Here is a 13,741-nt window from a genome sequence, read left to right on the forward strand (position 1 = left end):
TCCTTTATATTATTTTTTCTTTATATTATTTAGTTTTGCCTTAATAGTTGATTTATGTTTTAAAAAATTTATTATAATATTCCCCCTATATTCTATCTTTTTGTAAATAGATAGTTTTTTAGTAACATTATTATCATGTATTCTATGAAGAATTAAGTTGGAATTTATAAACTCAGATTTTCCAATATACTCTGCTATTACTCCAATCCATATATCATGAGCTGCTATGCATTTTGGAAATGGAATAATTACACTTGCAAATTCTTTAGTAAAAGCCATGCAACAGCCCCAATAACAGCATTTCACAACATTCCTAAGTACTCCATGCTTCATAATAGGAATAAGAATATCTTCATTCCTATGAGTTTTTTCTTTATAAAAATTTTTTCCATTATGCAGTACCATATTGCAATCTGAACTTATAAATTTCATCTTTACTTCTTTCACTTTGTTCATTTCCCATATATCATCTTGATCTGATAACATGATTACATCATTCTTACACTTACTTATTGCATTCTCAAAGTTTAAATTAACGCCTACATGATTGTTGCAATATAACTTTATTCTATTATCATTTTTTATATATTCTTTTATTATTTCTATTGTAGTATCTGTTGATCCATCATCACAAATTACTATCTCATCATCTTCTTCCAATTGATTAATAATTGAATCTAATTGTTCTTTTATATATTTCTCTCCATTGTATGTAGCCATTGCTACAGAAATTTTTATTTCTTTATTCATCTTATTTCTCCATATCTCTCTATTAATTACACTCTTATATTCTTTAACTATATTAAAAACATTTATTTAAAAACTTATATTAGTATAATATTTAACTTTTATAATCTTCAATATAGTATAACTAGCTTATTATTTATATTGCAGTTTTTAATAGTATAAAAATATCCTAATATAAGTTTTAATTTATTTATCTATACGTTTCTTTCCATTATTATCGATAAGGCTTTAACTTTATTTTATATTTAAATATTCTATTCACAGTGCTAAATCAAATAAAACTAGAAAGCTTATTTTTGTAATTTATTATAATTATAGAACTCCAAATGCCTTAATAGCTTAAATATATCTATTAATATTAATCATCTTCTAATGGACCTAATAAATAAAATATATAATTTTAACATCATAGTTCCCTTTAATTATTCACCCTAATTTTACAATTTCTCGACTTTTAACCATTGCTTTTTATAATTCTTGAATATGTACATTTAAACTTCTTAATAAATAATCACTAATATAATTCAGCTTTCTTATCTAAACTGTCTATTTTCACATCCTAATGCTGTTGCAAATCTTATAGCTAAATTTATTAACCAATAACTTGATTTATAATCTCTAAAAGTTTTATTTTCCTTATTCATTAAATCAAAAAACTCTTCTTTACTTAATCCAAGTTTGTTTGTAATATACTCTAAATCTTGCATTGCTGTTTCCTCATCATATGGTGGTTTAGCCAAGATTTCTAAAGCCTCATCTCTTTTTAATTGTCCTGTTAAAATTAGGCTAGAAAAATGTGCTCTTCTTTTATCATATCCAAATTTCTTTATTAGCCAATAACCTTCATAAAATCTAGTAAATATACATTCAAAGTGCTTATTTGCATACCTTTGCCATCCAAATCTCTTTTCTAATGTAGAAATAGCCATTTCTTTTTCATATGGTATTAAATCTAAAGGCTTAACAACCTTCATACCTTTAAAATATCTGTAATATAATCTGTATTTGAACATTCCACAAAGAGGAAGTGTCTTTAATTTTATTTTCCCAAATTTTTTATGTATATCTTTTATTTGTTTTACATCATTAACATAAACCCATTCATTAGGCTCACGTACACATTCTGTTGAGTAATTTCCCCCTGTTAAAACATATTTAATTCCATTTTTAGCTGCATAATTATATAATGCAGCAAATATAACATGATCTTGTGGTATATCTTGGTATGGAACTTGTGATTTAAAATACGCCACTTGTAAATCTTTCATCTCATTCCAGTTAATAACTTCAGTATATAATTCTAAGTTTAAGCCATTAATCATTTTTTTAATGTTTTCAACAGCTACGTCTAAGTTCCATCCTGTATCAACCGCAAATACTAAAGGTCTTAAACCCAATTTCTCTACTGCATAGTATAAAAGATATGAACTATCTACGCCTCCACTTAAACCTATAATACAATCATATTTTTTTCCTTTTCCATAAGCTTTAATCTTTTCTACTATACTAGCTAACTCTTTAGCTCCACGTTCATCTGGATGCCAATTAGGTTTTATATTGCTATAGTAATTATTACAATGATCACAAACTCCTTTTTCATCAAATTTTATAAGTGAATCCGTAGTATCCATTACACAATTGCTGCATACCTGATATTCTCTTTTAATCATTAGTATCTACTCTCCTCTTCTTTTTATTTTCTCCATATAAATCTATTAATTATATCAGTGTAACCCTGAATTATATTAACAACTTTATTAGAAACATTTATATCAGTATAGTCATGAACCTTTACAAGTTTAGCTCCATTTTGCTTTTGATTAGTTATTACTTCAATTGCCTGTGTTATACTGTCAAAGGTTATTCCACCTAGTATAACAGATCCTTTATCTATAGCTTCTGGTCTTTCTGTACTTGTTCTTATAGATACTGCTGCAAAACCCATTATATTTGATTCCTCTGCTAATGAACCTGAATCTGATAAAACACAAAAAGCTTCTTTTTGTAGTTTATTATAATCATAGAATCCAAAAGGTTTTAATTGCTTAATATTCTTATGAAATTTAATCTTCTTTTCTTCTATCCTCTTCCAACTTCTTGGATGCGTAGAATATATAACTGGTATATTATACTTTTCAGCAATTGCATTTAAAGCATCTGTTAAGCTCTTAAAGTTTTCATCATTGTCAATATTTTCTTCTCTATGTGCACTTACTAATATAAACTTTCCTTTTTCAAGCTCTAATCTATCAAGAACATCTGACTTATCAATCTTAGTCATATACTTAGCAAATACTTCTGGAAGTGGTGATCCTGTTACGAATGTATATTCTTTTCTCATTCCTTCTGATAGTAAATATCTTCTTGCATGTTCTGTATATGCTAAATTAACATCTGATGTAACATCAACTATTTTTCTATTAATTTCTTCTGGAACATTTTGATCAAAGCATCTATTTCCAGCTTCCATATGAAATACAGGAATTTTTAATCTTTTAGCTGCAATGGCACTTAGACAAGAGTTAGTATCTCCTAATATAAGTAAAGCTTCTGGCTTTTCTTTAGCTAATATCTTATAACTTTCTGCTATAATATTACCCATTGTTTCTCCAAGGTCATTTCCTACTACCCCTAAAAAATGATCTGGTTTTCTTAATTCTAATTCCTCAAAAAATACATCATTTAAGGTATAGTCCCAATTTTGCCCTGTATGAACTAAGATATGATCAAAGTATTTATCGCATTTTTTTAAAACTTCTGCTAATCTTATTATCTCAGGTCTTGTCCCAACTATAGACATTACTTTTAACTTCTTCATATATTAAACCTCCAAGAAATAAGTATCTGGTTTTTCTTTATCAAATATTTCATTAACCCACATTATAGTAACCATGTCAGTTGTTCCAATATTTATTATGTTATGTGTATATCCTACTGGAATATCTATTACCTCAAGTTTTTCGCCACTAACCTTATACTCTATAATCTCATCAGAATCAATTTTTCTAAATTGTATAAGTCCTTCACCACTTACTACTAAAAACTTTTCATTCTTAGTATGATGCCAATGATTGCCTTTAGTTATTCCCGTTTTAGATATATTAACTGAAACCTGTCCCCTATCGGAAGATTTCAAAAATTCTGTAAATGAACCTCTGTTATCTGTATTCATTTTTAGAGGATAACTAAATTTATCTTCTGGTAAATAACTTAAATAAGTACTATAAAGCTTTTTAGTAAATTCATCTTCCATATTAGGAACCATTAAGTTTTTTCTACTTTCAACAAAACTATTTAAAAGTTGTACTATTTTACCTAAAGTAGCTTTATGTTCTATATCTACTTTTACATATCCACTTAATGAATTTTTATCTTCCATTGATGAAATCAAACATCTAACAACATCATCAATATAAACTAAAGTTAATTCTATATTAGGATCAGAAACCCAAATTTCTTCACCTTTAGCAATGTTATTACAGAATGTAGCTACCGCTGAATTGTAATTAGGTCTACACCATTTTCCAAAAACGTTTGGTAATCTATATATAAATACTTTAGCCTTTGATGAAGCATCATACATTAGTAATGTTTCTTCTGATAGCTTTTTACTTTTTCCATAAGCATTATCTAATTCTGCTTGTATAGAAGAAGTTATTACTATAGGTGTTTTTTTGTTATTCTCTTTTAAAAACATTACTATTTCTTCTGTTAAACCTGAGTTTCCCTGAAAAAATTCTTTTTCATCCTTAGGTCTATTAACTCCTGCTAAGTGAAAAATAAACTCGGCTTCTAATAAAGCATTTTCTAATTCTTCTTTACTATTGTCTTTATCTATTGCTATAACTTCATATTTTTTTAACTCTTTTAATGTAGCTATAAGGTTTTTGCCAATAAACCCATTAGCTCCTGTAACTAAAATTTTCATAGCTCTCTCCTATTAAACGCTTTTAGATAAAGCATCTATTTCTTTTTCTTTTAAAACTCTAGAATCCTTTAATTCCTTTTGAATATATGGAAGCTTTAATAACATTTCTTTAACTTCTTCAATATTTATTCTATTTGTATTATCTGAGTTGTATTCTTCTTGACTTCTTCTAGATCCACTACCTTCTGTAAAATATTTAGCATAATTCAAATCTCTATTATCTGATGGTATCCTAAAATAATTCCCATGATCCTCAGCCTTAACGAATTCTTCTTTCGTTAATAAAGTTTCATAAGCTTTTTCTCCATGTCTAGCACCTATTATTTTTATACCAACATTTGAATCAAATAATTCTTTTAAAGCCGTTGCTAATTCTAATATTGTACATGCTGGTGCTTTTTGAACAAATATATCTCCTTGTTGTCCACATTCAAATGCATATAAAACTAAATCAACAGATTCCTCAAGAGACATCATATATCTAGTCATATTAGGATCTGTTACTGTTAAATCTTTTCCTTGGCTCATTAACTCAATAAATAGTGGAATAACTGAACCTCTAGAAGCCATTACATTACCATATCTTGTTCCACAAAATACTGTTTCTCCTTCCTGAGCTGCTCTTGCTCTAGCTATCATTGTTTTTTCTGCCATAGCTTTAGATATGCCCATAGCATTTACTGGATATACTGCTTTATCAGTACTTAATAATATACATTTCTTAACATTATTAAGTAAGCAGGATTTAAATACATTATCTGAACCTTCTATATTTGTTTGTACAGCTTGCATTGGATAAAACTCACAAGATGGAACTTGCTTTAAGGCTGCTGCGTGAAATACATAATCTACGCCTTTCATTGCATAATTAAGGCTATCTAAATCCCTGACATCACCTATGTAATACTTAACTTTATCACTTTTTATAATTCTTCTCATATCATCTTGTTTTTTTTCATCTCTAGAAAATATTCTTATTTCTTTAATATCTGTATCTATAAATCTATTTAATACTGCATTACCAAAGGATCCTGTCCCACCTGTTATTAATAAAACTTTATCCTTAAACACACGCTCTTCCCCCTATACATTTATAATTTTTTCCAATTGAATCAACAATTTCTCTCTTGTAAAATTGTTATTAAAATATTTCTTTCCATTTCTACCAAGCTCACGTATTTTATCTTCACTCATGTTAAATAGTCTCAGAATATTTTCAGATAATTTAATATAATCTTCAGCTTCACATACTAACCCACAGTTGCTTTCTTTAATTATTCTATTTCCTTCACCACTAATTGCTGCAACTATTGGCTTTCCAGCTGCCATATAAGATTGAACCTTTGCTGGTAATGTAACTCTTAATATTTCTTCATCTTTTAATGTTACTATTAACGCATCAGATTTTGAAAAATACTTAGGCATATCACTTGATGGCTTTCTTCCTAATAGATTCACATTATTCTTTAAATCATATTTATCTATCATGTTTTTTATATTTTCTAACTCACTTCCATCTCCCAATATATTCCACCTTATGTTTTTTTTATCTTTTAGCATATTTGCTGCTTCTATTATAGTATTAACACTTTGAGCCTTACCTATATTTCCAGCAAAAGTAACTATAAAATCATTTTTTAATTTATCTATTTCTTCTACATTTGAATAAAAATCCTCTGCCCACTGTGGAAAATACTCTATTTTATTTTTATCAATACATTCTTTTATTAGTATTTCTTCATATCCTCTTGATGCAATTAATAATTTATCAAAGGAGTTGTATATCTTAATACATATTCTTTTCATTAATTTTCTTATACTTTTATTAGATATATTAACTATTGAATAAAAAGTTTCTGGCCATAAATCTTGAATATATATATATGAAGGAATTTTTTTTAATTTAGATAAAATTATTGCAGGTATAGCTGTAGTTAATGGCGATACTTGAAAAACAAACACTTTATCATATTGTTTAAATATCATTGGAATTATTCTTATAGATGCACTTATCATAAAGGATAAATAATTTAAAGCTAATAATATAGAATTACTTTTTCCTCTTGGTATAATTCCTACTCTCGTTACTTTCATTCCTTTATATTTCTTTGGTCCTCTTTTTAAGTATGAATAACCTTTGTATAACTTTCCTTCTGGATAATTAGGTAATCCTGTAAGTATTTCAACTTCATGTCCTAACTCATTAAGTCCTCTACAAATATCATTTATTCTAAATTCTTCCGGCCAAAAATACTGAGTCACAACTAGTATCTTCATTTTATATAACATCCTTTATTCCATACTTCATTTTTATTTTTATATTAATTTTTTTACATGAATAAATATTATCGCTTATAAGTTTTATTGTATTTTCATGAATAAACTGCTTTTTTACTGTTCTAGAATTGATTATATATAATACCTTGAAAGCAAACTTTGGAAATAATATTTTTCTTTTTACATCAACAAAATTCAATAAATCCTTAAATTCATAAACTGTATTATCTGATATGTTATAAATTTCATTTATTTCTCTTTCAGCATTATCTATAATATAATTAATAGATTTATATATATTTTTTATGTTACATAAGCTAAGTTTTTGTTTACCATTCCCAACAACATAAGGAATTCCTTTTATTTTAGTTCTTCTTTCAATATTTAAGGTAAAATCTTTCGAATAAACTGGAGCAAGCCTTAAAATTGTATAATTACTTTTACAATTTTCAATTATATAATCCTCAGATAATTTCTTAGCCACAGCATAGGGACTCTTAGGTTCACAATTATCACTTTCTATATATATATCCTTATCTAATCTTTCACCATAAACAGAAATTGTACTAACAAAAATAAAATTTTTAAGTTCTAAGATTTCATTACTTAACTCTATAAGATATTTAGTTGCTTCATAATTTACTTTCATAAAATTATCTCTAGATAAGTCATTTCCTTTATTATGGGCTATGGCAGCACAATGTATTATAAAATCTACATCTTTATTTTCATTAAATATTCTTTTTATACCCTCTTTATTTGAAATATCACATGAGTAATATTTATGGCATCCATCCCAACTTTGCTTTTTACCTATTCCTATTATTTCATGATTATTCCTTAGTTTATTACATAAATAACTTCCTACTATTCCATAAACACCAGTAATTATAATCCTCATTAATCCACCCCATTACCTAAAATCACAAATTAAACACTTAATCTATTTTCTCTATTTTTGGATTTAGAACTTGAACCTTCTACAACCCCCTCTGCTTTAGCAACCTTAAATACTGTCATAAATATTATCTTTATATCCAAGATAAAAGATTTGTTTTCCAAATAGTATTTATCTAAGGTTGTCTTCTGCAAATCATTATTATGATCTCTCCCATTAATTTGTGCCCAGCCTGTTATTCCTGGCAAAAGCTTATGTACACCTTCTTTAGTTCTTAATTCCTTTAAGTGATACTGATTATATAAAGCTGGTCTTGGTCCTACAAAAGTCATTTCCCCTTTTAAAATATTAATTAATTGTGGAAGTTCATCTAAACTTGTTTTTCTAAGTATTTTTCCAACTGTTGTTAAATAACTTTTAGCATCTTTAAGCTTATCTGTTGCTACATTAGGAGTTCCAACCTTCATAGTTCTAAACTTATAAAGCTTAAATAACTCATTATTTTTTCCTATTCTGTTTTGTGTAAAAAACACTGGTCCTTCTGAGTTTAATTTTATGAATATTGCTACTATTAAAAATATTGGTGAAAATATAATTAAAAAAATTAAACTAATAAAAATATCAAGTAACCTCTGCATTCCTTCATCCACCCCCAAAAATTTATCTTATATAATACTACCTGATTCAATAATTGATTCTTTTTCTATGTTTTTCCCTTCTGTTATGCAAGCTCTAGCCTTTATAGTTGATAATTCTCCTATTTTCACCATGCTTCTAACTACAGCTCCAGATGAAATATGAACTCCTTTGCCAATAATTGAATCGTGATCTATAACTGAGTTAATATTTAAAATACATCCCTTTCCAATAAAGCAATCTACATTTACTATTGCACCAGATAAAATAACTGTTCCTATATCAATTTTGCTATATTTACTAAGACTTGCTTTTGGATGAATTATATTAGGTACTACAAATCCTTCTTCTATAAGCATATCTATAAATCTTAATCTAACTTCATTATTTCCAATAGCTACAAATGCATATTTATATGTACTCTTAAAATTCCTATATTGATTTGTCCTTCCAACAACCTCAAAGTTATATACTTTATCTATGTTAGCATTGTCATCTAAAAAGGATATCTTCTTATATTTATTTTCTAATTCAGCTGCTTCTGCAACAACTTTCCCATGGCCACCAGCACCAATTATAAGTAAATTTTCCATTTTCCACTCATCTCATTTCCTATTAGGTATATATAATTATAAATTAACTACTTTTTTGTCTATAAGTTGGCACTATTTCTTCTATCTTAGGTATTAATTCTTTTTTATTATCTTTATCTATAATTTCTTTTAAATCTTCAATTTTTTTTCTTAATATATTTAAATCACTAAATATTGGTTTACCTATAAATATCTTCTTATGACTTGTATTAGTAAGCCCCTCTTCACTCATTAACAACTCTTCATAAAGTTTTTCCCCTGGCCTAAGGCCTGTAACCTTTATTTTTATGTCTTTATTTGGTTCATAACCTGAGAGTCTTATTAAATCATAAGCTAAATCATATATTTTAACTGGTTCTCCCATATCTAGTACAAATATTTCTCCGCCTTTTGCAAAAGCTCCAGCTTGTAATACAAGTTGAGTGGCTTCAGGTATAGTCATAAAATATCTAATTATATTTTTATGTGTTACTGTAACTGGCCCCCCCTGTGCTATTTGCTTTTTAAATAGTGGAATTACTGAACCATTACTTCCAAGTACATTTCCAAATCTAACTGCTACAAATTTAGTGTGGCTAACCTTATCATAAGATTGTATTATCATTTCACATATTCTCTTAGTTGCTCCCATAACATTTGTAGGATTAACTGCTTTATCTGTGGAAATTAATACAAACCTTTCAGAGTTATATTTATCTGCACATTCAACAACATTTAATGTACCAAAAACATTATTCTTTATAGCTTCCATTGGGCTATCTTCCATAAGTGGAACATGTTTATGAGCTGCTGCATGAAAAACTATATCTGGTTTATATTTATCAAAGACTTGTTCTAATCTTTTTTTATCTCTAACTGAACCTATTAATACTAGTAAATTTAATTTGGGGTATTTATATCTAAGCTCATTTTGTATATCATAAGCATTATTTTCATATATATCGAAAATTATTAATCTATTTGGATTAAATTTTGATATTTGTCTGCAAAGCTCTGATCCAATTGAGCCACCTCCACCTGTTACTAGTACTGTTTTGTTTTTTATATAATTAGAAATACCTTGCATTTCTAACTCTATAGGTTTTCTTCCTAGTAAATCTTCAATTTCAACATCTTTGATTTGATTTAAAGATACCTTTCCATCTATTACTGAATATATACTTGGCATCATTTGAATCTTACACTCTGTCTTCTTACATTTATCAAGAATTTCTTTCTTATCTTCTTCATTCATAGATGGTGCTGCAATTATAATAGTTTCAATTTCTTTTTCTTTACAGACTTTAATTATGTCTTTTCTTGTGCCCTCTATTTTTATTCCTAAAATACTTTTTCCAACCTTATACTCATTATCATCTATTAATGCAATTGGATTGTATTTACTATTTTTATTATTTTTCATTTCTTTAATTACTAGTATTGCTGCTTCTCCAGCACCTATAATTAATGTTCTTTTTAAATTGCTTACATTAGTTTTAACATCTAAAATATTAGTAAATCTACTATATATCCTAAAGGAAACTCTAAATCCAACTATAAATAAGATAACTAATATTCCAGATAATATTGCTACTGCATATGAAAAGTCTATCTTAAATGCAACTGTTAAAATTGTTGATATTACATTCCCAGTAATGCAGGCTCCTATAACTAAAAGAAATTCATCTATACTTGCATAGTTCCATATACTTTCATACAACTTAAAGAAATAAAAACTTATTAAATAAATAGCTATAAAAACTATAGCAATTTTTTCATAATCTTTTACTAATTGCAGAAATATTCCATATTCATATCTAAAATAAATTGCTAAAACATATGCTATATTTATAAGTATTGCATCTACAAGAATCAATATAAAGCTTCTGTATTTTCCTAACTCCTTCATTTATTCACCTACTTTACTTTAACCCCTTATTTTTTAAAAATATCTAATAATCCCTTTTTTTCTTTTATTTCGTTACCAATAAATTTAATTTCATCATTATTTAAAAGTTTTTCCCCTGACTCTTTTAAATAATTAAAGTAGTTATTATCAATAGCTTTTAATGCTTCAACACCCAACTTCATATTTGGATTTCTTCTTTTGTCTCTATGAGCATCAGATCCAAAAAAGCTGTATATTTTATTTTTCAAGAAAATTTTTGCTGTTTTCTTAACTTCCTTGCCAAAATCTCCAGTTAAACTTCCAATATTAAGTTGAAATAAAAAACCTTCTTTAATAAATTCATTTATTAAAGAAGGTGATTTTATAAACTTAATATATCTTTCTGGATGTGCAATAATAGGCACAATTCCTTTTAACTGTAGTTCATATAAAATCTCTATCACTTCTTCAACTGAAAAGTTTCTCATATTAAACTCAATTAACATATATCTTGATTCATTTATTGTTCCAATTATTTTATTTTCAAAATTTTCTAATATTTTTCTATTAAAATAAACTTCTTGACCACAATAAATTTCAATATCTATCTCATTATACTTAGCCAAAAGACTTATTTCTTTTGCTTTTTCTTTAACCTTAATTATTGGCACTTCATAATATCCTAACAAGTAATGAGGCGTAAGTACTAATTTTTTAGTACCACCCTCATTTGCCTGTTTTAGCATATTTATAGTCATCTCTTTTGATTCTGAACCATCATCAATTCCCCAAATTAAATGAGAATGAATATCGACCATAAACTCACCTCACTAAATAATCTTTTTTTGCGATATATATATTTATATTCTGTATATTCCGAACATTTTTCTTTCAAAATTCACCTTTTATTTATACTGCTATTAATTGTTATAAAATATTTTCTAACCCCTTATATACTAAAAAATCATTTAATAAACTTACATTTTATTTATCACCGTAATAATAATAATATTTGTTTCTATTTGCATCTATTCCATTTAATATTGTTCCAATTACATGTGCATTAACTTTATTTAAAAGATCAATAGCATTTTTTATTGATTCCTTTTTTGTTTTTCCAGCTCTGACTACTAATATAGTTCCATCTGCTTTAGTAGATAAAATTTGTGAATCTGTAACTGCTTGTACTGGTGGAGTATCTAAGATAATATAATCAAAAGCACCCTTTAGTTCTTCTAACAGGCTTTCCATTGCTTTTGATGAAAGCATTTCAGATGGATTTGGTGGTATTTTACCTGAGGTTAATAAAACTAAATTTTTATTGCATTTATGCATAGCTTTATACAAATCAGCATTTCCTACCATTACATCTGATAAGCCAATTAAATTTGAAACCTTAAATTTCTTATGTAAGCTTGGTTTTCTTAAATCACAATCTATTAATATAACTTTTTTATGGTCTTGAGCCATACTTAAAGCTAAGTTCCCTGCTGTGGTTGACTTTCCTTCTCCTGGCTCTGAACTTGTTATAACTATTACCTTATATTCTTTATCAAATGATGAATATTGTATATTTGTTCTTAAGGTTCTATAGCTTTCTGCTGCTATAGACTTAGGTTCTTTATCAACTATAAACATAACTTCCTCCTAAGACTCCTTTACTGTAGGTATTGATCCAATTACAGGGATTTCAAAGGCCCTTTCTAATTGTTCTTTATTTTTAAATGTATTATCTAAAAACTCTAATAAAAATACTAATCCAGCTCCAACCATTAAACCTAATAAAAATGCTAGTGCTATATTCATTTTTTTATTAGGGCTAACTGGTTTTTCTGGTAATTCTACTGATTCTATAACTTGTATATTCCCATTTGGAACTAACTCCTTGGATGTTTTTATAAATTCATCAGATATCCCTTCAATAACTACTTTGGCTTCTAGAGGGTTATTACTCTTATATTTAACTTCTAAAATTTGAGTATCAGCTACAGTAACTACTGTAAGATTTCTTAATACATCTTCTACTTTTAATTTTAGTCCAACTTCTTTTAAAGCTTTAGAAATTAAATCCTTAGTTTTTATAGTTTCAGAATATGTCTTCATTAACTGTTGATACATAATTACATCACCTTGGTTGTAAGCTTTATTTTCACCTTCTTCCTTTCCTATAAAAACCTTAGTATTTGCTTCATACTTAGGCTTAATTACAAAAAAGCTTAATGTAGCTGAAACCATGGTTGCAATTAATGTAATACATACTATCATTAGCCATCTTTTTTTTAGAGCTTCAATTATCTCCTCCAAGCTTATCATTTGATCTTCCAAATTACTTCCTCCTAACAAAACATAAAAATATTTTTATTAATTTATATAAGCTAAGAATATATTGACAAAAAGTTTTTTTATTTATACTTTTTATTCAATATATAACAGGAATATTTAATATCCTTTAAAATTACATAAAACATTATATCATAACTTTTATTTTTTTCATTAAAAATATTCATATTTTTACAATTTCACCTATATTATTACAATTTAATAACTTTTATTATATATTTTTTTCACAAAATTAAATTTTCTGTTTTTTACAATATAAAAACAATAATTTCTTTTAAAAGTAAAAATAGTGATGGTAAAGTTGCAAAAACTCCAAATAGAAAACAGTGTTCCTACTTGGAGTTTATTTTATCACTTTAAATTTTTAATTGCTCCCGTGGATTCTTTGATGAAAACTTAAAATTATTATTTTTATTGTATTTATAATACTTATTTTAACATATATTACCTATTTC

The 13,741-nt window shown here is 26.8% G+C and carries 13 protein-coding genes; all 13 read right to left on the reverse strand.

Features of this window, described 5'->3' with window-relative positions; translation table 11 throughout:
• Positions 1-9 precede the first annotated feature (9 nt).
• Positions 10-750, reverse strand: coding sequence for a glycosyltransferase (locus ACQRD5_RS01535; protein ID WP_427746446.1), 741 nt, complete (start codon positions 748-750; stop codon positions 10-12).
• Between the two features lie 530 nt (positions 751-1,280).
• Positions 1,281-2,417, reverse strand: a complete 1,137-nt coding sequence (locus ACQRD5_RS01540) for an N-acetyl sugar amidotransferase (RefSeq protein WP_320627716.1) — start codon at positions 2,415-2,417, stop codon at positions 1,281-1,283.
• 23 nt (positions 2,418-2,440) lie between these two features.
• Positions 2,441-3,565, reverse strand: coding sequence for a non-hydrolyzing UDP-N-acetylglucosamine 2-epimerase (wecB, locus tag ACQRD5_RS01545; RefSeq protein ID WP_427746447.1), 1,125 nt, complete (start codon positions 3,563-3,565; stop codon positions 2,441-2,443).
• A gap of 3 nt (positions 3,566-3,568) precedes the next feature.
• On the reverse strand, positions 3,569-4,675 hold the full coding sequence (locus ACQRD5_RS01550; protein WP_427746448.1) for an NAD-dependent epimerase/dehydratase family protein: 1,107 nt from the start codon (positions 4,673-4,675) through the stop codon (positions 3,569-3,571).
• Between the two features lie 12 nt (positions 4,676-4,687).
• Positions 4,688-5,746: a polysaccharide biosynthesis protein gene (locus ACQRD5_RS01555; RefSeq protein ID WP_427746449.1), complete on the reverse strand. Its 1,059-nt coding sequence runs from the start codon at positions 5,744-5,746 to the stop codon at positions 4,688-4,690.
• A gap of 12 nt (positions 5,747-5,758) precedes the next feature.
• Positions 5,759-6,952 carry a glycosyltransferase family 4 protein gene (locus ACQRD5_RS01560; protein WP_320627720.1) on the reverse strand — a complete coding sequence of 398 codons (1,194 nt, stop codon included), beginning with the start codon at positions 6,950-6,952 and terminating at the stop codon, positions 5,759-5,761.
• A 1-nt stretch (position 6,953) separates the two neighbouring features.
• Positions 6,954-7,853 (reverse strand): NAD-dependent epimerase/dehydratase family protein, encoded by a 900-nt coding sequence (locus ACQRD5_RS01565; RefSeq protein ID WP_427746450.1) that lies wholly within the window; start codon positions 7,851-7,853, stop codon positions 6,954-6,956.
• 29 nt (positions 7,854-7,882) lie between these two features.
• Positions 7,883-8,488 carry a sugar transferase gene (locus ACQRD5_RS01570; protein ID WP_427746451.1) on the reverse strand — a complete coding sequence of 202 codons (606 nt, stop codon included), beginning with the start codon at positions 8,486-8,488 and terminating at the stop codon, positions 7,883-7,885.
• A 27-nt stretch (positions 8,489-8,515) separates the two neighbouring features.
• The gene (locus ACQRD5_RS01575) at positions 8,516-9,079 is read right to left on the reverse strand and encodes a NeuD/PglB/VioB family sugar acetyltransferase (RefSeq protein WP_294168565.1); all 564 of its coding nucleotides are present in this window, start codon (positions 9,077-9,079) and stop codon (positions 8,516-8,518) included.
• A gap of 43 nt (positions 9,080-9,122) precedes the next feature.
• Positions 9,123-10,967 (reverse strand): polysaccharide biosynthesis protein, encoded by a 1,845-nt coding sequence (locus ACQRD5_RS01580; RefSeq protein WP_427746452.1) that lies wholly within the window; start codon positions 10,965-10,967, stop codon positions 9,123-9,125.
• Positions 10,968-10,993: 26 nt separating this feature from the next.
• Positions 10,994-11,764 (reverse strand): tyrosine-protein phosphatase, encoded by a 771-nt coding sequence (locus ACQRD5_RS01585; protein WP_427746453.1) that lies wholly within the window; start codon positions 11,762-11,764, stop codon positions 10,994-10,996.
• Positions 11,765-11,930: 166 nt separating this feature from the next.
• Entirely contained in the window at positions 11,931-12,584 is a 654-nt protein-coding gene (locus ACQRD5_RS01590) for a CpsD/CapB family tyrosine-protein kinase (RefSeq protein ID WP_320627725.1), read from the reverse strand.
• 9 nt (positions 12,585-12,593) lie between these two features.
• The gene (locus ACQRD5_RS01595; RefSeq protein ID WP_427746454.1) at positions 12,594-13,271 is read right to left on the reverse strand and encodes a YveK family protein; all 678 of its coding nucleotides are present in this window, start codon (positions 13,269-13,271) and stop codon (positions 12,594-12,596) included.
• Positions 13,272-13,741: the final 470 nt, after the last annotated feature.

The sequence above is a fragment of the Clostridium sp. SGI.024 genome (assembly GCF_050315195.1).
Classification (GTDB): domain Bacteria; phylum Bacillota; class Clostridia; order Clostridiales; family Clostridiaceae; genus Clostridium.

Excerpts from the sequence above, each read along its gene's own strand:
- ACQRD5_RS01570 (WP_427746451.1), bottom strand. The coding sequence starts at position 8,488 with ATGCAGAGGTTACTTGATATTTTTATTAGTTTAATTTTTTTAATTATA.
- ACQRD5_RS01585 (WP_427746453.1), bottom strand. The coding sequence starts at position 11,764 with ATGGTCGATATTCATTCTCATTTAATTTGGGGAATTGATGATGGTTCA.
- wecB (WP_427746447.1), bottom strand. The coding sequence starts at position 3,565 with ATGAAGAAGTTAAAAGTAATGTCTATAGTTGGGACAAGACCTGAGATA.
- ACQRD5_RS01560 (WP_320627720.1), bottom strand. The coding sequence starts at position 6,952 with ATGAAGATACTAGTTGTGACTCAGTATTTTTGGCCGGAAGAATTTAGA.
- ACQRD5_RS01565 (WP_427746450.1), bottom strand. The coding sequence starts at position 7,853 with ATGAGGATTATAATTACTGGTGTTTATGGAATAGTAGGAAGTTATTTA.
- ACQRD5_RS01550 (WP_427746448.1), bottom strand. The coding sequence starts at position 4,675 with ATGAAAATTTTAGTTACAGGAGCTAATGGGTTTATTGGCAAAAACCTT.
- ACQRD5_RS01540 (WP_320627716.1), bottom strand. The coding sequence starts at position 2,417 with ATGATTAAAAGAGAATATCAGGTATGCAGCAATTGTGTAATGGATACT.
- ACQRD5_RS01590 (WP_320627725.1), bottom strand. The coding sequence starts at position 12,584 with ATGTTTATAGTTGATAAAGAACCTAAGTCTATAGCAGCAGAAAGCTAT.
- ACQRD5_RS01580 (WP_427746452.1), bottom strand. The coding sequence starts at position 10,967 with ATGAAGGAGTTAGGAAAATACAGAAGCTTTATATTGATTCTTGTAGAT.
- ACQRD5_RS01575 (WP_294168565.1), bottom strand. The coding sequence starts at position 9,079 with ATGGAAAATTTACTTATAATTGGTGCTGGTGGCCATGGGAAAGTTGTT.
- ACQRD5_RS01535 (WP_427746446.1), bottom strand. The coding sequence starts at position 750 with ATGAATAAAGAAATAAAAATTTCTGTAGCAATGGCTACATACAATGGA.